The following is a 20413-nucleotide window of genomic DNA, read 5'->3' on the forward strand; positions in this document are numbered from 1 at the left end:
CGGTGCGAACCCCCTCGACGCGGACTACTCCTCGTCGCCCTCGCCGAACGTCGCCAACAGCGCCTCGGCCAGCCCCGGCACCAGGTCCGCGCCGGAGAGCACCTCGGAGTCGTCGTCCTTGTCCCGCAGCCGCACGGCCGACTCGCGCGAACCGTCGCGCAGCACGCCGACGGCGAGCCGGACCTCCTGGCGCTGCGGGTGCGACGCGACCCACTCGTGGATCTCGCGATCACTGCCCACCGCGGGCATGCTCGCCTCGGCGGACGGCGGCAACATCAGCCGCTCGACCACGAGCGCGCAGCCGAGCACGGCCTCGGGCCAGGCGATGCTCGCCAGGAATTCGTCGATCGCGACGTTCTCGGGGACCTCTTCCTGCTCGATCGGTGTCAGGGTGTCGATGGGCGCGTCACGGTCGGCGGACAAGCCGAGCTGCGCTGCGAGGTCGGGTTCGGTACGGGCCAATTCCGCGGTGTCCACGAGCGCGTACAGGCGGGCCTGCTGGTCCCAGCCGTACGCCGCCACGTGGCGTTCGATCTCGACGAGGGCCTGGGTGAGTGCAACGGTCATGACCCCATCTTCCCGTCTTCGCCCCACGGCGGATCACGACCCTGTATCGGCCGTGTCGGTGGGGAACCACGTCCTGTCTCGGTAAGTTGACCCATCGAGCGCCGACCGGGCGCGTCCAGGTAATGATCGAGGTGCGCACCCTTGGTTTTTCAGATGCCCGAACGAGGCGGCTCAGGTGGCCGTCGGATCAGAATGGGAGCTCCGTCCCGCAGGTCCAGAACCCTGCTCCTGACGCTGGCCATCCTCGTGGTGATCGTTGTCGCGTGGGTGCTGTTCGCGAATTTCTGGACGGATTGGCTCTGGTACAAGTCGGTCGGCTACGGAAACGTATTCACGACCAAGTTGTGGACGCGCATCGGGTTGTTCCTGGTGTTCGGTCTGCTCATGGCCGTGGTCGTCGGCGCCAACGTGTATGTCGCCTATCGGCTGCGACCGGCGTTCCGGGGGATGTCGCTGGAGCAGCAGAGTCTCGACCGCTACCGGTCGGCGATCACCCCGTTCCGTACGTGGTTGCTGATCGGCCTGTCGGTCGTCATCGGCATCATCGCCGGCACCTCGGCGTCGGGGCAGTGGAAGACGTGGCTCCAGTTCGTGAACGGCGTGTCGTTCGGAACCAAGGATCCGCAGTTCCACAAGGACGTGTCGTTCTACGCGTTCGACCTGCCGTTCTATCGATTCCTGATCAATTTCGCGTTCGTCGCGGTCGTCGTCGGCCTCGTCCTCGCGGTGATCACGCACTACCTCTACGGCGGACTTCGGGTGCAGAGCCCGGGCTCGCGGGCGACACCGGCCGCGCAGGCGCATCTTTCGCTGCTGCTCGGTCTTTTCGTGTTGTTCAAGGCCGTCGCGTACTGGCTGGACCGCTATTCGCTCGCGGTCTCCTCCGGTGATTTCAAGCAGGCGTCGCAATTCACCGGTCTGCGCTACACCGACGCGCACGCCGTATTGCCGGCCAAGACGATCCTGTTCATCGTCGCGCTGATCTGCGCGACGTTGTTCTTCGTCAACGTCTTCCGCCGCACCTGGGCACTGCCGATCATCGGCTTCGGCCTGATGGTGTTGTCCGCGGTGCTCATCGGCGGGCTCTACCCGGCGATCGTCGAGCGCTTCCAGGTCAAGCCGAACCAGCAGGCCAAGGAAGCCAAGTACATCGAGCGCAACATCCAGGCGACGCGCGACGCGTACGGCATCGACGCGGTGGAGCCGGAGAAGTACGACGGCAACGTCGAGGCCAAGCCCGAGCTCAAGGACCAGGCCGCGAACACGGCCAGCATCCGACTGCTCGACCCGAACATCGTCTCGCCGACGTTCAACCAGATGCAGCAGCTCCGGCAGTACTACGGCTTCCAGACCACGCTCGACGTCGACCGCTACATGATCGACGGCAAGATGCAGGACACCGTGATCGCGCTGCGCGAGCTGAACCCGAAGGGTGGTCAGACCCACAACTGGGTCAACGACCACACCAAGTACACCCACGGCTACGGCGTCGTCGCGGCCGAGGGCACCCGGGTGGACCGCGAGGGCAAGCCCGTCTACATCGAGGGCAACATCCGCACGGACGCGCAGGAGGCGGAGACGCCCAGCCCGCTCGGTCCGTACCAGCCGCGGATCTACTTCGGCGAGTCCACGACCGAGTACTCGATCGTGGGTGCGCCCAAGAACACCACGCCGACGGAGGTGGACTACCCGACCGACACCGCGTCCGGTCAGGCCACCTACACGTACAACGGCAAGGGCGGCGTCCCGATCGGCGGCATGTTCAACAAGCTGCTGTACGCGACGAAGTTCCAGGAGGGCAACATCCTGCTCTCCGACACGATCAACAAGGATTCGCGGATCCTGTACAACCGCACGCCCAAGGAACGGGTCGAGGCGGTCGCTCCCTGGTTGACCATCGACGGCGACCCGTACCCGGCCGTGATAAACGGCAAGGTGCAGTGGATCGTCGACGCGTACACGACCAGCAACGGCTATCCGTACGCGACGCGCACCACGCTGGGCGATGCCACCGCGGACTCGCTCAACGCCGAGGACCGGGCCCGGGGCGCGGTCGGCAACACCGGCAACGTCAACTACATCCGCAACTCGGTGAAGGCGACGGTCGACTCCTACGACGGCTCGGTCCGGCTCTACCAGTGGGACGAGAAGGATCCGGTCCTCAAGACCTGGATGAAGGCCTTCCCGAACACGGTCAAGAAGAAGAACGCGATCCCGCCGACCCTGATGGAGCACCTGCGCTACCCGCAGGACCTGTTCAAGGTGCAGCGCGATCTGTTGACCCGCTACCACGTGACCGACCCGCGGACGTTCTTCAACGGTTCCGACTTCTGGAAGGTCCCGAAGGACCCGACGGGCCAGGCACCGGGTTCCGGCGACCAGCCGCCGTACTACCTGTCGATGAAGATGCCGTCGGCGACACCGGGCGGCGCTCCCGACGCGCAGCAGTCGTTCCAGCTCACCAGCACGTTCGTGCCGAAGGAACGGCAGAACCTGGCCGCCTTCATGGCGGTGAACTCGGAACCCGGATCACCCGGCTACGGCAAGATCAGACTCCTGAGTCTGCCGCCGAACACGGCGATCCTGGGTCCGGACCAGATGCAGAACCAGTTCAAGTCGAACGCAGCGGTCGCACAGGTGATCAACATCCTGCAGCGGGGCGACTCGGTGGTGGTCTACGGCAACCTGCTCAGCCTGCCCGTGGGCGGCGGCATGTTGTACGTGGAACCGGTGTACGTCCGGGCCAACGCGCCGGGCTCGTATCCGGTCCTGCAGAAGGTGCTGGTCTCCTACGGCGGCAGCATCGCCTTCGAGGACACCCTCGATCAGGCGCTGACCAAGGTGTTCAGTGGTGCGCCGACCACGACGGTGCCACCGGAGACCGGTACACCGCCGACCACCGGCACGCCACCGCCGACGACGGGGACCACGCCGCCGCCGACGACCGAGAACCCGACGGTCAAGCAGGCGCTGGACGAGGCCAACGCGGCGCTCAAGGAAGCGGACGCGGCCCTGAAGGCGGGTGACTTCGCCAAGTACGGCGAGGCGCAGAAGCGCCTGCAGGCGGCCGTGAACAAGGCCATCGCGGCCGAGCAGGCGGCGGCCAAGCCGCCGGCCACGACGCCACCGGCGACCGGGACACCCCCGGCGACGGGGGCTCCGGCGACCGGCGCGACGCCGAAGCCGTGATCGACGGCGCATGACGCACGAGGCGGGCCCGCTCCCTTCGGGGGCGGGCCCGTCGCGTTATCGATTTGGTGTGCGGCTACCGGTCACGTAAGCTCAAGGCACAACGCATCGCGGGGTGGAGCAGTTCGGTAGCTCGCTGGGCTCATAACCCAGAGGTCGCAGGTTCAAATCCTGTCCCCGCTACTTGGGAAACACGCGAGAGGCCCGGTTCTTCGGAACCGGGCCTCTCGCGTATGTCGTGTTCGTGTCCCGGTGTCGTCGAGTCCGTTCGGTCGGATCCGGTGCGGGCCCGACCGGACGTGACGGCATGGCCCGACGCGGTGCGTCGGGGTGGCGCACGGGCTGAGGGGTGCCGGACTAGAGCGCGATCTGGCGGCGGCGCTTGGCGCGCAGCGGAGCCATCAGCGTGACGCGCGCCAGTCGGTGGCCGCGCGACTCGTTGCGCGGGGCCAGGCTCTGGATGATGGCGGCCGATTCGAGACTGCTCGCCGTCTCCTGCGTGGAGGCGCGACCGATGAGGGCGAGGTGCCTCTCGAGGCGCTCGCCCACGCCGCTTCGGCCGACGTCCATCGGTGGAACCGGGACTCGGCGCGGCATGCTCGGATGGTCCATTCCTGATATGACCACGACGCAGACCGTACCCCATCGGAGGCACGCCGTGACGGCTTCCGACCCCATGTCGAGATTCGATCGTGTCCGGGATTGGCCGAGAACCCCGTTGTGGCGCAATCGAACTCCCGGTCAACCAGGGGTAATTGCTGTCAAAGGGGGATCGATTCGGGATCGGGGTCGGGATGAACAGGTTCACTCCATGGTCTGAATTCGGCCGCTCTCGCGGGTCGTCCGCGCGGTGCGTGCGGCGCTGCCGGTCGGGTATGACGATTCCGGGCGCCGTTCCGGGTGCGGGCGAAGGGATTTGCCTGCCCTCGGACGCTGCCGTAGAGTTGTGTCTACCGACGCGGGGTGGAGCAGCTCGGTAGCTCGCTGGGCTCATAACCCAGAGGTCGCAGGTTCAAATCCTGTCCCCGCTACCACATCGAAGGGCCCGGTCTTTACGACCGGGCCCTTCGTGCATGCGTCGACATGGGACGTATCACGACAATACGTCCGGAGTCGGGCCGTCGTTGCCGAATCGCGACTGCATGGATGTGGCCCGAGATGCCACGATGGAGTCATGGGGGCGTGGAAGGGACATCGCGGACGGCGGGGGGACGACCCACCGCCGGAGGCCGACGTCTTCGAAGCGGTGCCGGAAGGCCCCGACACGGTGGTCCTGGACCGCGGTCGGGCCGCCGCCGCGACGACTCCCGCACACCCCGACGACTATGCCGTGCTGGTTCCGTTCCGGCCGCGTCGGCGCAGCCCGAGCGGCAGCGTCGAGGGACACGAGGCGCTGGATCGGCACGAGGCGGCCGAACTCGAACGCCGCTATCGCGAGCGGGCCGGCCGTAGCCCCTCCGCCGCGAACAGCCTCGCGCTGATGTTGCTGGAGCGCGGCGAACAGGACGAGGCCGCCGAGCTGTTGCGGCGGGCCGCCGAGGCGGGACACCGGGGCGCCGCGACCAACCTCGGCGTTTTGATGCACCGTCAGGGGCGGGACGACGCCGCGTCGTTGTGGTGGCACCGGGCGGCCGAGGCGGGCAGTCGGATCGCGGCGTTCTCGCTCGGCGCGCTGCTGCTGGATCAGGCCGACGCGGCGCGGGCGGGCGCCGGCGCGAGCATGGGTGTCCACCACGATCTTTCCGGCCAGGGCGTCTATTGGCTGCGCAACGCGGCCGAGTCGGGGCATGTGCGGGCCGCACTCACGCTGGGCGAGTTCTTCGAGTTGACCGGGCGGGCCGGGGCCGAGCGGTGGTATCGCCGGGCGGCCGAGGCCGGGCACCCCGAGGCGGCCTATCGGCTCGGCAGGATGGGGCAGGAGCGGGACGACGAACGCGCGGCGTCGACGTGGTTCCTGCGGGCGGCCTCGTGCGGCCACGTGCGGGCCGCGGTACGGCTGGCGACCTCGCTGGAGCGGGCGGGGGACACCGCCGAGGCGATCGGGTGGTACCGGCTCGCGGCCGAGGAGGGGGACGCCGAGGGCGCCCGCGCGCTCGGGTTCCTGTTGCAGGACGCGGGTGACGTCGAGGGTGCGGTGCGGTGGTGGCAGGTCGCCGCGGAGGCCGGTGACGGGACGGCCGCCAACGCGCTCGGTGCGTGGTTCGCGGCCGGCGGGCGGTCGAGCGAGGCGGCCCGGTGGTACGAACGGGCCGCGGCGGCGGGCGAGTGCAACGGGGCGTTCAATCTGGGCCTGTTGCACGCCGAGCACGAGGACGCGCCGGGCGCCGAGCGGTGGTTCCGGATGGCCGCGTATGCGGGCCACGGGGACGCGGCCAACGCGCTGGCGGGGCTGCTGCTGGAGCGCGGGGACGACGAGGAGGCGCGGATATGGTTCGCGCGGGCCGCCGAGGCGGGCAGCGTGGACGGCTCGTACAACCTGGGCATCCTGCACGCGCGCGGCGGCCTGGACGACGCTGCCGAGACCTGCTGGCAGCGGGCTGCGGAGGCGGGGCACGCGGACGCGGCGCTGCAACTGGGCTTGTTGCTTGAACGGCGGGGGGATGCCGAGGGGGCGGCGCGGGCCTACGAGACGGCGGCGCGGGCGGATCGACCGACCGCGGCCTTTCGGCTCGGGGCGATGTTGGCCGAGGCGGGGGCGGCCGAGCAGGCGGAGCGCTGGTACGCGGTGGCGGCGGACGCGGGGCATGTGACGGCGGCGCTGCGCTGCGGGGTGTTGTGCGCGCGGCGGGGTGAGGACAAGTCGGCGGCGCGGCGGTTCAAGGTCGCGGCCCAGGCGGGCAGCGTGTCCGGGGCGTGGAATCTGGCGCTGTTGCATCTGCGGCACGAGGATCCGGACGGCGCGGAGCCGTGGTTGACGGTGGCCGCGCGTGGGGGGCACGGGCGGGCGGCGTTGCGGCTGGTGGTGTTGGCGTTGCGGCGTGGGGACCTGGCCGACGCGGAGCATTGGTGTGGACCGGCGGTTGCGCACGGCCCGGCGGAGGTTGCGGCCAAGGCGCAGCGGTTGCTGGACGCGTTCCGGGCGGAGTCGCTGGCCAGTTGACGGTCGGCCTCGGTCGGCTGCGTCCCCGAACGCCGGACGGGCCGGTGGCTCGGCCGGCTTTGTCGTCAAGCGCCGGACGGGCCGATTGGGGTTGAGTGTCCGTGTGTGCGTGCGTCCTGGGTTGTCCTCGAGCGCCGAACGGGCTGATTTTGTTGTGTTCGGGCCTTCGGGTTGCGGTGGGGTCGGGTCGGGTGTGTGCAAGGGCCGGGTCGGTTGAGGCTGGAGGTGGGTGGTTGTGCGGGGTGGCTGGTTGCGGAAGGGGCGGGGGATCGGGGGCGGTGGGGGCACCTTTGTGGGGGAGTGGCCCGGGGAGGGCGGGGGCCGTGAGGGGGCCGGGCGGGTGGTGGCTCATCTGCGGAGTGTGGTGGCGGCGGGGGACGCGGGGGCTGATGCGGCTGCGGTGAGGGTGATGGGGTTGTCCGCGGCGGCGCTGGTTCGGGTGGATCGGGCCGCTCGGCCGCGGGCGGTCGCGGGGGTGCTCGGCGGGGTGGCCGAGGCCAGGACGTTGCTGCGTACGCGTCGGCATCCGTTGGCTGCGGCGGTGACGAGTCTGGACGAGAACGGCGGGCTGCGGGAGGAGGCGGTGGTGCGCTTGGCGGCCGAACCCGGGCCGTTGGCCTCGGTGTTCCTGGCGCTGCGGACCGACGACTGGGTGGACTCGGTGCGCGAGCGGGCGTTGGCCGCGCTGCGTTGGCACGACGAGCCGGACGAGATGCGGGCGGTGGTGCCCGTGCTCGACGCGCTGCGCGGACGGAGCCGGTCCGAGGGGGTGTTGTCCGCCTACCGGGAGGCGTTGCTCACCGGGCCGCGCCGGGAGGCGCGGGGGCGCACGTTGGCCACCGAGGAGCAACCGAGCGTGCGCCGCCTGGGCATGGAACTCCTGGACGAGGACGCGCTGTTGGCGATCGCGCTGCGCGACTCGGACCATGCCTGCCGGAGCGCGGCCGGACACGCCCTGCTGGCCCGGCTGCGCGGCCGGGAGCGCCGACACGTCGCGATCCGGCTGCTGCGGGTGCCCGATCCCCGGGTGCGCGAGCGGGCGGTCGAGGTGTTGCCGGCCGGGACCGAACCGGCCGTACTCGCGGGTGCGTTGGCGGATCGCTCGCCCCGGGTGCGGGACGCCGCGCGGCGCCGGCTGTCGGCGGGCGGCGCCGATCCGGCCACCGCGTACCGAGACTTCCTGCGCACCCGGCCCTCGCCGGGCATGCTGCTCGGCCTGGCCGAGTGCGGCGAGGACGCCGACCTGGACATCCTGCACGCCCACCTGGACGCGGAGCGGTCCGCGCTGCGCCGGGCGGCCCGCGCGGGCGCGGTCCACCTGGTCCGGCGGACCACGCCCACGTAGTGGGTCGGCTCGGCCTCAGCCCGATTGGCAGTCCGGGCACACGCCCCGGAAGGTGACCTCGACGCCGGAGATGTCGAAGCCGAAGCGCTCCGTCTCGGCGAGGCCCGCGATCGGGTCGCAGTCCGGATGCACGTCCCGGATCGTCCCGCACACGCGGCACACCAGATGCTGGTGCGCGGTGCGGGCGTTGGGGTCGTACCGCTTCGCCCGCCCGTCGGTGCCCACCTCCAGCACCTCGCCGAGCGTGACGAGTTCGTTCAGCGTGTTGTAGACGGTCGCCCGGCTGATCTCCGGCAGGCGTTCGCCCGCCCGCGCGTGCACCTCGTCGGCGGTCAGGTGTACGTGGTCGCCGTTCAGGACCTCGGCCACGACGCGCCGCTGCGCGGTCAGGCGCCATCCCCGCGCACGCAGTCGTTCCAGAAGGTCGCTCATGCGTACGACGATACAGGTCCCCGGATTGGATCTGGTCTAAATATTGTTCTGGACAAAGTCCAAACTTGGTCCTAGGTTGGGTGCCTGACCACGGCACGAGCAACGCCAGGGGAGACGCAAACCATGTCGCAGCAGCCGAACACGCTGACCACCGAATCCGGCGCACCGGTGGCCGACAACCAGAACAGCCAGACCGCGGGCCCCGGCGGGCCGTTGCTGCTCCAGGACCAGTACCTGATCGAGAAGTTGGCCCGGTTCAATCGGGAGCGCGTCCCGGAGCGGGTGGTGCACGCCCGCGGTTCGGGCGCGTTCGGCTACTTCGAGGTCACCGCCGACCTGTCCCGGTTCACCAGGGCGCACTTCCTCGGCGAACCCGGCCGGCGTACCGAGGTGTTCACCCGCTTCTCCACCGTCGCCGGCAACCTCGGCTCGGCGGACGCGGTGCGCGACCCGCGCGGCTTCGCGGTGAAGTTCTACACCGAGGAGGGCAACTACGACCTCGTCGGCAACAACACCCCGGTGTTCTTCATCAAGGACCCGCTGAAGTTCCCGGACTTCATCCACACCCAGAAGCGCGACCCGTACACCGGCAGCCAGGAGGCGGACAACGTCTGGGACTTCTGGTCGCACTCGCCCGAGGCCATCCACCAGGTCACCTGGCTGTTCGGCGACCGCGGCATCCCCGCGTCCTACCGGCACATGGACGGCTTCTCCTCGCACACCTATCAGTGGGTCAACGCCGAGGGCGAGGCGTTCTGGGTCAAGTACCACTTCAAGACCGACCAGGGCATCCGGAATCTGACCGCGGACACCGCCGCCGCGCTCGCCGGCACCGACCCCGACTCGCATCAGCGGGACCTGCTCGCCGCGATCGACGCGGGAGCCGCGCCGTCGTGGACGCTCAAGGTGCAGATCATGCCGGTCGCGGAGGCCGCGACCTACCGGTTCAACCCGTTCGACCTGACCAAGGTGTGGCCGCACGCCGACTACCCGCTGATCGAGGTCGGCCGGCTGGTGCTGGATCGCAATCCGGAGAACGTGTTCGCCGAGGTCGAGCAGGCCGCGTTCAACCCGGCCAACTTCGTGCCGGGCATCGGTCCCAGCCCGGACAAGATGCTCCAGGGTCGGCTGTTCGCCTACGCCGACGCACACCGCTACCGGGTGGGCGTCAATCACACCCAACTCCCGGTCAACGCGCCGCACGCCACCGTCGCCCGCAACCACGGTCGGGACGGCCACATGGCGACCAACCCGGGCGGGCGGGCCAAGAACTATGAGCCGAACAGCTTCGGCGGCCCGTACGAGAGCGGCCTGCCGCTGTGGGCGGCGACCCCGGTGGCCGGTGTCACCGGAACCCACGAGGCCCCCGCGCACGCCCAGGACGACGACTACGTGCAGGCCGGCAACCTGTACCGGCTGATGGCGGCGGACGAGCAGGCCCGGCTGGTGGCCAACATCTCCGGCTTCCTGGCCCAGGTCTCCCGAGACGACATCATCGACCGGGTCGTCGGGCACTTCCGGGCCGCCGACCAGGGCTACGGCGACCGGATCGCCGCCGCCGTCAAGGACCTGCGCGCCTGACCACCCCCCGAGAACCGCCGCCCGGTACCTGAGCCGCGAATCGGTGCCGGGCGGTGTCGGCGCGGGCGACCGGGGCGCACCCGGTCGCCCGCCGCGATCAACTCACCAACTCCTCGGTGCGTTGTGCCTCGTGGATCTGGCAACGCACGATGTCGCGGACCGAGATGATGCCGAGTACGTCACCGTCGTCGAGCACGATCAGGTGGCGAAAGCCGCCGCGGGTCATCGCCGCCGCGGCGTCCGCCAGGGTCCAGGACGGGGTCGCGAAGACCACGTTCGAGGTGAGGTGATCGCCGGCGCACTCGGCGTCGGGATTCTGGCCCGCGCCGACCGACATCAGGATGTCCCGCTCGGTGAGAATGCCCAGCCCGGACGTGTCCGGGTCGATCACCACCGCCGCGCCGATCTGGCGGGCGGACATCAGGCGCGCCGCGGCGCGGAGCGTATGGGTCGGGCCGATGGTCAGAACGATCGTGCTCATGCCGTCGCGAACGAGCATGTGACACCACCTCCGTCGGGGCGTGGATGTCAGGGCGAGGGTGCGCTCGGGAAAGTTTTCACAAGTTCACAAGCCCTGTTTTCACATGGTCACATGCCGCGAAGGTCAAGGGAAGGTATAGCGGACAACTCACTCGAAAGGAGTACCGCAATCCTGCGGGACGCCCGGAACCGTCAGACGCCCTCGGGCACGTCGCCGAGCCGGGCCAGCAACTCCTCGTGCAGCAGCCCGTTGGAGGCGGCGGCGGTGCCGCCGGCGGGGCCCGGGGTGCCGGCGAGCGAGCCGAATCGTCCGCCCGCCTCCTCGACGATCACCGACAGCGGCGCGAGGTCCCACAGGTTGACCTCGGGCTCCGCGCAGATGTCCACCGCGCCCTCCGCGACCAGCATGTACGACCAGAAGTCGCCGTAGGCACGGGTGCGCCAGCAGGCCCGGGTCAGGTCCAGGAAGTCGTCCATCCGGCCGCGCTCCTCCCAGCCGCCCATGCTGGAGTACGCGAACGAGGCGTCCTCGATCGCGGCCACCTTCGACACCCGGCAGCGCGAAGCCTGGGACAGGCTGCGGCCGGTCCACGCGCCGGCGCCCTTGGCGGCCCACCAGCGACGTCCCAGCGCGGGTGCGGAGACCACGCCCATCACCGACTCGTCGCCGTCCATCAGCGCGATCAGCGTCGCCCACACCGGCACGCCCCGGACGAAGTTCTTGGTGCCGTCGATCGGGTCGATCACCCAGCGCCGGGGACCGTGGCCGGTCGAGCCGAACTCCTCGCCCAGCACCGCGTCGCGCGGGCGGCCACGCCCGAGCTGGTGCCGGATGATCTCCTCGGCGGCCTTGTCCGCGTCGCTGACCGGGGTCATGTCCGGCTTCGTCTCGACCCGGAGGTCGAGCGCCTTGAAGCGGTCCATGGTGGTCGCGTCGGCGGCGTCCGCGAGAACGTGGGCGAAGCGCAGATCATCGTCATAGCCGGGCATGACACGAACAGTACTGGCGGCTCGCGAACGTTTGTGTACACCCCGCGCGCACGGACACACTTACGCGCCGTCGCCGCCGCCTCGTACGCTCGTTATGCAGACAAGGAAGCGCGATCAGCGACAGTCGACAACCGTTCATCGATCGTGCGCGTGATACGAGTACGAAGTCGATGGCGGAGGGGGTGCGGGACCGCGATGGCACTGTTCGGGGTCGGGCGCAGGACAACACACGGCAAAGAGGCCGTACCGGGACCCGGTCTCGTCCAACCGCGTCGAAGTCTGGACGGTTGGACGCTGGAGGGCACTGCGCTCGAGGATCGTTTCGAGCGCGAGGAACTGCGCGAGCTGGGCACCCTGTTGCACGGCGTCGGGGCCGAGATGCGCACCGCGTGGACCTACGAACGCGCCGCCGACCTGCTGGAGCGGGCGGGCGAGCGACCCCAGGCGCTCGCCGTCGTGGAGGCGTGGTTCGCGCTGCCCGAGGAGGTGCGTCGGGCCAGTCCGGCCGCGACCCGATCGCTGGGTCGACGTCGGCAGCGGCTGCGCAGCCGGTTGGGCTCCGCGGCCGGTCCGGCGGCGGCCATCCCGGCGCAGGCCCGGATCGGCGCGGCGATGCCGGCCAGGCCGGGCAAGCCGCCGGTGGTGCCGGGCGAGAGCGGGACGGCGTCGAGCGCCCCGGCCGAGGGCACGTCGAGGACGGAGCAGGCTACTCGCCGGTAATCGATGGCCTCGTGGGGGTTCCGGTCGGCGCGACGAGGGCGTAGGACAGCCAGTACACGGCTACCGCCGCCGCACGTCACACGTCTCTCGCGAGGAGAACGCCCGTGTCGACGCACGATCTGTACGCGCTGCCCGCCGATATGACGGTCTGGGAGGTCCCCGCGTCGGGGGCGGCCCGGTTCAACTGGGAGTACGACGAGGGCCGGGATCGCCTCCTCGCCCTGTACGCCAAGGGCAAGGACAAGCAGTGGGACGCCGCCCGGCGGATCGAGTGGGATCTGCCGGTGGACCCGACGAACCCGCTGGGCATCCCGCAGGAACTGAACACGCTGTACGGCACGCGCAGTTGGAACATGATGTCGCAGCGCGAGCGCGACGAACTGGGCCGGCACGCCATCGCCTGGCAGTTCAGCCAGTTCCTGCACGGCGAACAGGGCGCGCTGATCTGCAGCGCGCGGATCGCCGAGTCGGTGCCCGACCTGGACGCGAAGTTCTACGCGGCCACCCAGGTGATGGACGAGGCCCGGCACGCCGAGGTGTACGCGCGCTTCCTCAAGGACAAGGTCGGCCTGTACTACCCGATCAACCCGAGTCTGAAGTCGTTGCTCGACGACACGCTGTCGGACGGCCGCTGGGACATGCCCTACCTGGGCATGCAGGTGTTGATCGAGGGCCTGGCGCTGGCCGCCTTCGGGATATTGCGCGATCTGACCACGGTCGCGCTGCCCAAGCAGATCCTGGCGTACGTGATGCAGGACGAGGCCCGGCACGTGGCGTTCGGGCGGATGGCACTGCGCGACTACTACCGCGAACTGAGCGACGCCGAGCGCGGCGAGCGCGAGGAGTTCGTCGTCGAGGGCTGCTACCTGATGCGCGACCGGCTGCGCGACGAGGAGGTGTGGGACAACTTCCTGATCGACAAGGCCGAGGCGCGCGAGGCCACCGAGAACTCCGAATACCTGCGCGAGTTCCGCCGGTTGTTGTTCGGTCGGATCGTCCCGTGCATCAAGGACATCGGCCTGTGGGGGCCCAAGGTGCGTGGCACCTTCGCCGAGATGGGCGTGCTGGACATGGGCGATACCGATGTCGAGCACATGATGCGCGCCGACGAGGACCAGGCCGAGGCGTTGGATCGGGACCGGCGTTTTCGCGCGGACGAACGGGCCCGGGCGGCCGAGGTGACCGAGATGGTGGAACTGGGCTCGGACGACTGAGCCGGGGCCGGCCGCGGCGCGAGGGGTTCCGGTGCGAGAAGGCCGCAGGCACGGGGACGGGCTAGATTTTCGGCATGACCGATCTTGTACGCGCCCGTCCGCCCGCCTTCGTCTTCGACCTCGACGGGACCCTCGTCGACAGCGTCTACCACCACGTGATGTCGTGGCAGGAGGCGCTCAGCGAGGCCGGCATCGACCTGGCGATGTGGCGGATCCACCGCAAGGTCGGGATGAGCGGTGGATTGTTCGTCAAGGGCATCCAGCGCGAGACGGGCATCGACCTGTCGCCCGAGCAGGTGGAGGCGCTCACCGACGCGCACGGGCGCCACTACGCCGCCCGGGTGCCGTTCGTGCAGCCGCTGCCCGGGGCTCCGGAGCTGCTGCGCCACCTCACCGACGTGGGCATCCCGTGGACCATCGCCACCAGTGGGCGGCGGGCCGGCGCCGAGCCGATGCTGGCCAAGCTCGGCGCGCCCGCCGACCTGGCGATGGTCACCCGCGACGAGGTCGCCCGGGCCAAGCCGGATCCGGACCTGTTCCTGGCCGGTGCGGCCAAGCTCGGGGTGGACCCGGCGCAGTGCGTCGTGGTCGGGGACAGCATCTGGGACCTGCTGGCCGCCCGCCGGGCGGGATCGCTGGGCGTGGGACTGCTCTCCGGCGGCTACGGCGCGGACGAACTCGAACGGGCGCACGCCTTCCGGGTCTACGACGAGCCGGGCGACCTGCTGGCGCACATCGACGAGCTGGGCGTACGCGGCGACTGACCTCGCACGGGCATCCGGGTGATCCTGTCCGACAACCCGTCCCCGGCGGGGTCGAAAGTCCTACCCTGGAGCCATGGGTCCGGCCGACGAACCTGCGGAACTGCTCCGTCTCCTCGCCGACGACGCCCGGTTGAAGGTGTTCGCCGCGTTGGTTCTGGAGGCCCACCTCAGCTCCGAGATCGCCGATCGGGCCGGACTGCCGCTGCGGGACACGATCAAGGTGCTGGCCCGGTTGGAGTCGGCCGGTCTGGCCGCGCGGTCCGGCGACGGCTGGCATGCCTGCCCCGAGGCGTTGGCCCAGGCCGCGGCTGGGATGGGCGGGGAGCCGGACGACGCGTTCGCCGACCGCGGCCCGGCCGAGGCGGCGGTGTTGCGCACCTACCTCGTCCGGGGCCGGGTCCGGCAGTTGCCGGTGCAGCGGGCCAAGCGGCTGGTCGTGCTGGATCACATCGCGGGCAGCTTCGAACCCGGAGTGCGCTACGACGAGGCCGAGATCGAGGAGACGTTGCACCGGTTCATGGACGATCACGCCGCCCTGCGCAGGCACCTCGTCGACGAGGGCTTCCTCGGCCGCGAGGGCGGGATGTACTGGCGCACCGGCGGGTCGTTCGTGGTCTGAACGACCCGCCGGATCCTCGGTCGGGGTGTGCCCCCGGGGCGTGTCTCAGCGGACCGGAACCAGGTTCATTTCGATGCCGCCGTTGTCCGTGCGGACGTCGATCACCCGGTTCGAACGGGTGTCGTTGCCGATGTCGTTGTTGACGCCGCCGTTGTCGGTGTGGGTGGACACCCGATAGGTGTTGTGGTCGTCCGGCACGCTGAGGTGCACCCCGCCGTTGTCGGTGCGCACCTTCACGTTCGTGGGCGCCGTGTCGAAGCGCAGCCGGACGCCGCCGTTGTCGGTTTGCACCGAGACCCGGTCGGCGTTCACCCGGGACACCGAGACGCCACCGTTGTCGGTGTTCAGGCTCAGATTGCCGGTGCTGTCGTCGATGCCGATGTGCCCGTTGCTGGTGGTGAACTGCATGTCCTGGCGCAGGCCGCTCGCGGTGATCGAGCCGTTGTCCGCGCCGACCCTGAGCGGGACGTCGAGCGGGACCTTGATCCGGTAGGACCCGCCGCAGCTCACGCCCAGGAAGCTCGGGCAGTTCAGCCGCAGCTTGAGCCGGTTGCCCTGCAGGGTCCAGGTCGGGTCGGGGCCGTTGATGCTGTCGGTGATCCGCCGGTCCACGATGATCCTGCCCGGCTCGCCCGGTTCGAGGGTGACCCCGCCGTTGTCGGTGTCGATGACCAGGTCGCCGGTGGTGAGGGTGAAGGTCCTCGTGTCGTGCACGTCGTGGCTGGAGAGCGCGATGATCCCGGTCCACGCCGCCAGCAGGATCCCCGTGATGGCGAACACCCCACCGAAGAAGATCAGTGACGTCCGTAGCGGCCTTTTCATGACACTCTCCCCGACAGGTGATCCGAAGCTGCCCAAACTGTATGAGCGCTCGTCCCGAGGGCGGCATCCGGCGGTCACCCGGACCCGGGGTAGGGCTGGCCCCCCTGAGCGGACCGTGAGCGCCCGGGCGGCACGGGTGTTCGACGCGCACTGAACCCGGGCACCGTGTGAGCCGTTGCTCTGTGCGAGGGTCGTGCATCCCCCTCGGCCCCGACTGCTTAGGAGAGCCTTTTCATGTTCGACACCGTCTCCGGCCTGCCCCTCCACGTCCTGGTCGTGCACTTGGCGGTGGTCATCGTGCCGGCGGCGGCGATCGCGAGCGTGCTCGTGGCGGCCCGGCGCCCGTGGCTGCTGCGCGCCGGGTGGTGGGTGGTCGGCCTGGACGCCGCCGCCGCGCTGACCGCCTTCGTCGCGAAGGAGAGCGGCGAGAAGCTGCTCGCCCGGCTGGACCGGCTCACCGAGGGCCAACGCGCCGCCGCGGTACAGACCCACGTGGACCGGGGCGCGGACATGCTCTGGTACGTGCTGGGTCTGTTCGGCGTCACGCTGGTGCTGATGCTGGTCGCGCGGCACCGGGCCGCCGCGACGTTCCGGCCGCGGACGATACCGCCGATCGTGGTTCCGATCGTGGCCGTGCTGACCGTGGTGGCCGCGGTGTTCGCGGTCGTCCAGGTGGTGCGGGTGGGCGAATCCGGGTCCAAGGCGGTCTGGCACGACACGGTCGAGAACAGCCTCGCGGCGCCGCGTTGACGGATCAGGCCCGGACGGTGGCTTGGGCCTCGGTCTTGTCGGTCGGGGTCGGCTCGGGGCGGGTGGGCAGGAGCAGGCACAGCGGGACGGCGAGGGCGGTGATGGCCACCGACCACCAAAAGGCGTCGCCGAAGCCGTCGGCCAGGGCGTCGGGGGTGTGCGCGCCGGCGCCGGTGTGCTGGAGGACGACGGCCAGGGCGGCGGTGCCCACCGAGCCGCCGATCTGCTGGGCGACGCGGGTGATGATGCTCGCGTGCGGGATCTCCCGGTGCTCCAGGCCGACGTAGCCGGCGCCGGCGAGCGCGATCGTGGCGGCGCCCATGCCGGCGCCGCGGACGAACAGCGCGGCCATCAGCAGGACCAGGGCGGTGTCGGCGGTGACGAAGGCGAACGGCGCCGTGGCCGCGGTGACGACGGCGAATCCGACGCAGGCGACCGGGCGTGGACCGAAACGGTCGGTGTACTTGCCCGCCAGGGTGCGGGCGAGGAGCAGCCCGAAGCCCTGGGGGATGAGCAGCAGACCGGCGCCGAGGGCGTCCTCGCCGCGGACCTGCTGGAAGTACAGGGGCAACAACAGCATCGCCCCGTACAGGGTGATCCCGGCCAGGAAACCGAGGCCGGCGGCGGCGGCCAACGCGCGATGGCGCAGGAGCCGCAGGTCGACCAGGGCGCCGCTGCCGCGCGTCGGTGCCCACGCGACGAAGCCGCCGACCAGGGCGAGGCCGCCGAGCAGCGGGACGAGGACCTCGGCGCCGGCGAATCCCGCGCCCTCGACCCGGGAGAGGCCGTAGATGATCGCGGCGACGCCGGGGGAGAGCAGGAGCAGGCCGACGACGTCCAGCTTGGCGCGGGCGCCGTCGGGTGCGGGTCGGTCGTCGGGCAGGTTGCGCCAGGCGAGCCAGGCGCCGACGACGCAGAACGGGATGTTGACGAGGAAGAGCCAGCGCCAGTCGGCCAGATGCAGGATGAGGCCGCCCAGCACCGGGCCGAGGATCGGGCCGAGCGCGGTGGGCAGGGTGACGGCGGCCATCACCCTGCCGATGTGGCGGCCCTTGCCGGCCTGCATGATCAGCGTGGCCATCAGCGGCATCATGATGCCGCCGCCGACGCCCTGGAGGAGTCGGAAGGCGATCAGAGCGGTCACGCTCCCGGCCGACGCGGACAGGATCGAGCCGAGCAGGAAGACGCCCAGGGCCGCGATCCACAGGCGTTTGCCGCCCATGCGGGACTGCGCCCAGCCGGCGAGCGGCATGGTGACGAACACGGCCAGCAGGTAGCCGGTGCTCACCCACTGGATCGTCGACAGCGGGGCGTCGAGTTGCCCGGCCAGGTCGTCGAGGGCGACGCTGACGATGGTGGTGTCGAAGACGACGGCCAGGGTGCCCACCACGATGGTGAAGGCCATCCGCCATACGGCGGGGTCGATACGGTCGGGGTCCGTCGCCGCGGGCGTGGGGCCGGTGTCATGGGAAACGTTCACGAACAGCCACCTAAGATATAGAGTCCTATCTTACGGATGCCACGCTACGGCGCCGATATAAGATAGGCAAGTCTATCTAAGGGATGCAGGGGAGATGTGCATGGCCGAGCGGCGCCGCGGGGCGGCACTGGAGAAGGCGCTCCTGGACGCGGCCTGGGAAGAACTCGTGGCCAACGGCTACGCCAGGTTCACCATGGACGCCGTCGTGCAGCGCGCGGGCACCAGCCCGCCCGTGCTCTATCGCCGCTGGTCCGACCGCGACGAACTGGTCCGGGCGGCCATCGGGCACATGCTGGAGCAGAACCGCCTCGACGTGCCCGACACCGGAAGCCTGCGGGAGGACGTCCTCACCCTCATGCGGGAGATCAACGCCACCCGCGTCCGGTTCGTCACCGTGATGAGCGTGCACCTGGCCGGCTACTACCAGGAGACCGGCACCAGCCCCGGCGACCTCCTGACGGCGGGGCGGGAGAATTCCGTCGACGTGCTCTTCGAGCGCGCCGTCGCGCGCGGCGAGATCAAGAATCCGGAACTTCTCACCGAGCGCGTCAAGGACCTGCCGTTCGGCCTGCTGCGGCTGGAGATCCTGACGACCTTCGCTTCCGTGCCGGACCGGCTCCTGGAGGAGATCGTCGACACGATCTTCCTCCCCCTGGTGCGCTGACCCCGGCGGTGGGCGTCAGTCGCCCTCGTCGCGTTCGCGGGTGCTCAGCAGCCGACGCAGCGAGTACAACCGGGCCGGCTCGGCGTGGCCGGCCTCGACCCAGGCGTCGAGCGCGCAGTCGGGTTCGTCGTGCGAACACGCGCGCGGACAGTCCTCGGTGCCCGCCGCCAGGTCGGGGAAGGCGTTGATCACCCGACCCAGGTCGACGTGGTTGAGGCCGAACGAGCGCACTCCCGGGGTGTCCACGACCCAGCCCTGATCGAGGCCGGGCTCGACCGTGTCGTCCTCGAAGGGGGGCAGCCGCAGGGTCAGCGCCGACGTGGTGGTGTGCCGGCCGCGACCGGTCACCTCGTTGACGTGGCCGACCGCGCGCCGGTGGTTCGGCACCAACTCGTTGACCAGGGTGGTCTTGCCGACGCCGCTGTGGCCGACGAAGACGGTGACCTTGCCGGCCAGGCGGGCACGGATCGGATCCAGGTCCCAGTTCGACTCGCTCCTGGTGACCACGAACTCCACGCCGAGCGCCCCGTACATCTCCAACAGGTCGTCGGGAGAGGCGAGATCGGCCTTGGTGAGCACGAGCAGCGGCTCCAGGCCCGCGTCGTAGGCGGCCACCAGGCAGCGGTCGATCAGCCGTGGGCGCGGCTCGGGGTCGGCCAGCGCGGTGACGATCGCGAGCTGGTCGGCGTTGGCCACGATGATCCGCTCGTACGGATCGTCGTCGTCGGCGGTGCGGCGCAGCGTGCTGCGGCGTTCCTCGACCCGGACGATCCGGGCCAGCGAGCCGTCCTCGCCGCTGAGGTCGCCGACGATGGCGACCCGGTCGCCCACCACGACGCCCTTGCGGCCCAATTCGCGGGCCTTCATCGCGGTGATCGAGCGGTCCGGCGCGTCCTCGTCCTCCAGCAGGCACGTGTACCGGCCGCGGTCGACGGTCAGCACGCGACCCTCGCGGGCGTCCTCGTGCTTGGGCCGGGTCCGGGTGCGCGGACGGGAACCGCGCTTGCCCGGACGGACCCGGATGTCGTCCTCGTCCAAATCCCTGCGTCGGTTGGAGCCCAGTCCCGCCATCGTCCCGGGCCTCTCAGCCGCGTCGTGCGGTCAGCATGCGCGTCCACAGACCGGTGAAGTCGGGCATGGTTTTCGCGGTGGTCTCCACGTTCTCCACTTCCACGCCCGGGACCAGCAGGCCCAGCACGGCGGCCGCGGTGGCCAGCCGGTGGTCGTCGTAGGTGTGGAAGACACCGCCGTGCAGCGGACGCGGCCGGATCTCCAGGCCGTCCTCGATCTCGTTCACGTCGCCGCCGAGGTCGTTGATCTCCTTGACCAGCGCGGCCAGGCGGTCGGTCTCGTGCAGCCGCAGGTGGGCCACGCCGGTCAGCCGGCTGGGGCCGTCGGCCAGTGCCGCGACCGCCGCGATCACCGGGGTCAGCTCGCCGACGTCGTGCAGATCGGCCTCGATGCCGTGCACCGCGGTGCCGCCGGTCAGGGTCAGGCCGGCCGCGCCGAGCGTGCACGAGCCGCCCATCGCGGTGAAGATCGAGCGCAGCCGGTCACCGGGCTGCGTGGTGTGCTCGGGCCAGTCCCGTACGGTCACCGAACCGCCGGTGACCAGCGCGGCGGCCAGGAACGGACCGGCGTTGGACAGGTCCGGCTCGACGACCATGTCGCGGCCGAGCAACGCGCCCGGGGCGAC

Annotated in this window: 18 protein-coding genes, 2 tRNA genes and 1 pseudogene; 12 read left to right on the forward strand and 9 right to left on the reverse strand. The window is 70.5% G+C overall.

What is annotated here, in order from left to right:
• Positions 1–24: 24 nt before the first annotated feature.
• On the reverse strand, positions 25–567 hold the full coding sequence (locus tag ABZ374_RS08795; protein ID WP_360308323.1) for a PPA1309 family protein: 543 nt from the start codon (positions 565–567) through the stop codon (positions 25–27).
• A gap of 192 nt (positions 568–759) precedes the next feature.
• On the opposite strand from ABZ374_RS08795, the gene ABZ374_RS08800 reads away from it, so the two are divergent.
• Together ABZ374_RS08800 and ABZ374_RS08805 are read left to right on the forward strand one after the other, a co-directional pair.
• Positions 760–3756 (forward strand): UPF0182 family protein, encoded by a 2997-nt coding sequence (locus ABZ374_RS08800; protein ID WP_360308326.1) that lies wholly within the window; start codon positions 760–762, stop codon positions 3754–3756.
• Between the two features lie 109 nt (positions 3757–3865).
• Positions 3866–3939 (forward strand) — tRNA-Met (locus tag ABZ374_RS08805).
• 174 nt (positions 3940–4113) lie between these two features.
• Here the strand turns inward: ABZ374_RS08805 and ABZ374_RS08810 are convergent.
• Positions 4114–4383 (reverse strand): hypothetical protein, encoded by a 270-nt coding sequence (locus ABZ374_RS08810; protein ID WP_360308329.1) that lies wholly within the window; start codon positions 4381–4383, stop codon positions 4114–4116.
• A gap of 330 nt (positions 4384–4713) precedes the next feature.
• Between ABZ374_RS08810 and ABZ374_RS08815 the strand changes: the two genes are divergently transcribed.
• The 3 genes from ABZ374_RS08815 to ABZ374_RS08825 all read left to right on the forward strand — a co-directional run bounded on the left by ABZ374_RS08815 (position 4714) and on the right by ABZ374_RS08825 (position 8201).
• A tRNA-Met gene (locus tag ABZ374_RS08815) sits at positions 4714–4790 on the forward strand.
• A gap of 140 nt (positions 4791–4930) precedes the next feature.
• Positions 4931–6856, forward strand: coding sequence for a tetratricopeptide repeat protein (locus tag ABZ374_RS08820; protein WP_360308332.1), 1926 nt, complete (start codon positions 4931–4933; stop codon positions 6854–6856).
• Between the two features lie 409 nt (positions 6857–7265).
• Positions 7266–8201: a hypothetical protein gene (locus ABZ374_RS08825; protein ID WP_360308335.1), complete on the forward strand. Its 936-nt coding sequence runs from the start codon at positions 7266–7268 to the stop codon at positions 8199–8201.
• Between the two features lie 15 nt (positions 8202–8216).
• Here ABZ374_RS08825 and ABZ374_RS08830 read toward each other — a convergent pair whose 3' ends face one another.
• On the reverse strand, positions 8217–8633 hold the full coding sequence (locus tag ABZ374_RS08830) for a Fur family transcriptional regulator (RefSeq protein ID WP_360308338.1): 417 nt from the start codon (positions 8631–8633) through the stop codon (positions 8217–8219).
• Positions 8634–8756: 123 nt separating this feature from the next.
• Here ABZ374_RS08830 and ABZ374_RS08835 point away from each other — a divergent pair, with 123 nt between their 5' ends.
• Positions 8757–10214, forward strand: a complete 1458-nt coding sequence (locus ABZ374_RS08835; RefSeq protein WP_360308341.1) for a catalase — start codon at positions 8757–8759, stop codon at positions 10212–10214.
• A gap of 97 nt (positions 10215–10311) precedes the next feature.
• Here the strand turns inward: ABZ374_RS08835 and ABZ374_RS08840 are convergent, their stop codons facing one another.
• Positions 10312–10713: a CBS domain-containing protein gene (locus ABZ374_RS08840; RefSeq protein WP_360308344.1), complete on the reverse strand. Its 402-nt coding sequence runs from the start codon at positions 10711–10713 to the stop codon at positions 10312–10314.
• Between the two features lie 173 nt (positions 10714–10886).
• Positions 10887–11684 carry a histidinol-phosphatase gene (gene hisN / locus ABZ374_RS08845; protein ID WP_360308347.1) on the reverse strand — a complete coding sequence of 266 codons (798 nt, stop codon included), beginning with the start codon at positions 11682–11684 and terminating at the stop codon, positions 10887–10889.
• 195 nt (positions 11685–11879) lie between these two features.
• Here hisN and ABZ374_RS08850 point away from each other — a divergent pair, with 195 nt between their 5' ends.
• The 4 genes from ABZ374_RS08850 to ABZ374_RS08865 all read left to right on the forward strand — a co-directional run bounded on the left by ABZ374_RS08850 (position 11880) and on the right by ABZ374_RS08865 (position 15001).
• Positions 11880–12404: a hypothetical protein gene (locus ABZ374_RS08850; protein ID WP_360308349.1), complete on the forward strand. Its 525-nt coding sequence runs from the start codon at positions 11880–11882 to the stop codon at positions 12402–12404.
• A gap of 104 nt (positions 12405–12508) precedes the next feature.
• The gene (locus ABZ374_RS08855; protein ID WP_360308352.1) at positions 12509–13618 is read left to right on the forward strand and encodes a ferritin-like domain-containing protein; all 1110 of its coding nucleotides are present in this window, start codon (positions 12509–12511) and stop codon (positions 13616–13618) included.
• Positions 13619–13692: 74 nt separating this feature from the next.
• Entirely contained in the window at positions 13693–14382 is a 690-nt protein-coding gene (locus ABZ374_RS08860; RefSeq protein WP_360308355.1) for an HAD family hydrolase, read from the forward strand.
• Positions 14383–14455: 73 nt separating this feature from the next.
• Complete coding sequence (locus tag ABZ374_RS08865; RefSeq protein WP_360308358.1) at positions 14456–15001, forward strand: DUF2087 domain-containing protein; 546 nt, start codon at positions 14456–14458, stop codon at positions 14999–15001.
• Positions 15002–15046: 45 nt separating this feature from the next.
• Here the strand turns inward: ABZ374_RS08865 and ABZ374_RS08870 are convergent, their stop codons facing one another.
• On the reverse strand, positions 15047–15823 hold the full coding sequence (locus ABZ374_RS08870; RefSeq protein WP_360308361.1) for a DUF4097 family beta strand repeat-containing protein: 777 nt from the start codon (positions 15821–15823) through the stop codon (positions 15047–15049).
• Positions 15824–16057: 234 nt separating this feature from the next.
• Between ABZ374_RS08870 and ABZ374_RS08875 the strand changes: the two genes are divergently transcribed.
• The gene (locus tag ABZ374_RS08875; protein WP_360308364.1) at positions 16058–16573 is read left to right on the forward strand and encodes a DUF2231 domain-containing protein; all 516 of its coding nucleotides are present in this window, start codon (positions 16058–16060) and stop codon (positions 16571–16573) included.
• 4 nt (positions 16574–16577) lie between these two features.
• Here the strand turns inward: ABZ374_RS08875 and ABZ374_RS08880 are convergent, their stop codons facing one another.
• A complete protein-coding gene (locus ABZ374_RS08880) occupies positions 16578–18053 on the reverse strand; it encodes an MDR family MFS transporter (RefSeq protein WP_360308367.1) in 1476 nt (491 codons plus the stop codon).
• A 100-nt stretch (positions 18054–18153) separates the two neighbouring features.
• Here ABZ374_RS08880 and ABZ374_RS08885 point away from each other — a divergent pair, with 100 nt between their 5' ends.
• Positions 18154–18717, forward strand: a complete 564-nt coding sequence (locus ABZ374_RS08885; protein ID WP_360308370.1) for a TetR/AcrR family transcriptional regulator — start codon at positions 18154–18156, stop codon at positions 18715–18717.
• Between the two features lie 15 nt (positions 18718–18732).
• Here the strand turns inward: ABZ374_RS08885 and rsgA are convergent, their stop codons facing one another.
• Together rsgA and ABZ374_RS08895 are read right to left on the reverse strand one after the other, a co-directional pair.
• A complete protein-coding gene (rsgA, locus tag ABZ374_RS08890; RefSeq protein ID WP_360308373.1) occupies positions 18733–19788 on the reverse strand; it encodes a ribosome small subunit-dependent GTPase A in 1056 nt (351 codons plus the stop codon).
• A gap of 13 nt (positions 19789–19801) precedes the next feature.
• Positions 19802–20413 (reverse strand): annotated as a pseudogene (locus ABZ374_RS08895) (3-phosphoshikimate 1-carboxyvinyltransferase); the annotation flags it as partial.

It is taken from the genome of Embleya sp. NPDC005971, assembly GCF_040629175.1.
Taxonomy (GTDB): Bacteria; Actinomycetota; Actinomycetes; order Streptomycetales; family Streptomycetaceae; genus Embleya.

Bases quoted from the DNA above. Each gene is read 5' to 3' on its own strand.
- ABZ374_RS08860 (WP_360308355.1), top strand. From the start codon at position 13,693: ATGACCGATCTTGTACGCGCCCGTCCGCCCGCCTTCGTCTTCGACCTC.
- ABZ374_RS08840 (WP_360308344.1), bottom strand. From the start codon at position 10,713: ATGCTCGTTCGCGACGGCATGAGCACGATCGTTCTGACCATCGGCCCG.
- ABZ374_RS08875 (WP_360308364.1), top strand. From the start codon at position 16,058: ATGTTCGACACCGTCTCCGGCCTGCCCCTCCACGTCCTGGTCGTGCAC.
- ABZ374_RS08830 (WP_360308338.1), bottom strand. From the start codon at position 8,633: ATGAGCGACCTTCTGGAACGACTGCGTGCGCGGGGATGGCGCCTGACC.
- ABZ374_RS08800 (WP_360308326.1), top strand. From the start codon at position 760: ATGGGAGCTCCGTCCCGCAGGTCCAGAACCCTGCTCCTGACGCTGGCC.
- hisN (WP_360308347.1), bottom strand. From the start codon at position 11,684: ATGCCCGGCTATGACGATGATCTGCGCTTCGCCCACGTTCTCGCGGAC.
- ABZ374_RS08820 (WP_360308332.1), top strand. From the start codon at position 4,931: ATGGGGGCGTGGAAGGGACATCGCGGACGGCGGGGGGACGACCCACCG.
- ABZ374_RS08865 (WP_360308358.1), top strand. From the start codon at position 14,456: ATGGGTCCGGCCGACGAACCTGCGGAACTGCTCCGTCTCCTCGCCGAC.
- ABZ374_RS08870 (WP_360308361.1), bottom strand. From the start codon at position 15,823: ATGAAAAGGCCGCTACGGACGTCACTGATCTTCTTCGGTGGGGTGTTC.
- rsgA (WP_360308373.1), bottom strand. From the start codon at position 19,788: ATGGCGGGACTGGGCTCCAACCGACGCAGGGATTTGGACGAGGACGAC.
- ABZ374_RS08835 (WP_360308341.1), top strand. From the start codon at position 8,757: ATGTCGCAGCAGCCGAACACGCTGACCACCGAATCCGGCGCACCGGTG.
- ABZ374_RS08885 (WP_360308370.1), top strand. From the start codon at position 18,154: ATGGCCGAGCGGCGCCGCGGGGCGGCACTGGAGAAGGCGCTCCTGGAC.
- ABZ374_RS08850 (WP_360308349.1), top strand. From the start codon at position 11,880: ATGGCACTGTTCGGGGTCGGGCGCAGGACAACACACGGCAAAGAGGCC.
- ABZ374_RS08825 (WP_360308335.1), top strand. From the start codon at position 7,266: ATGGGGTTGTCCGCGGCGGCGCTGGTTCGGGTGGATCGGGCCGCTCGG.
- ABZ374_RS08795 (WP_360308323.1), bottom strand. From the start codon at position 567: ATGACCGTTGCACTCACCCAGGCCCTCGTCGAGATCGAACGCCACGTG.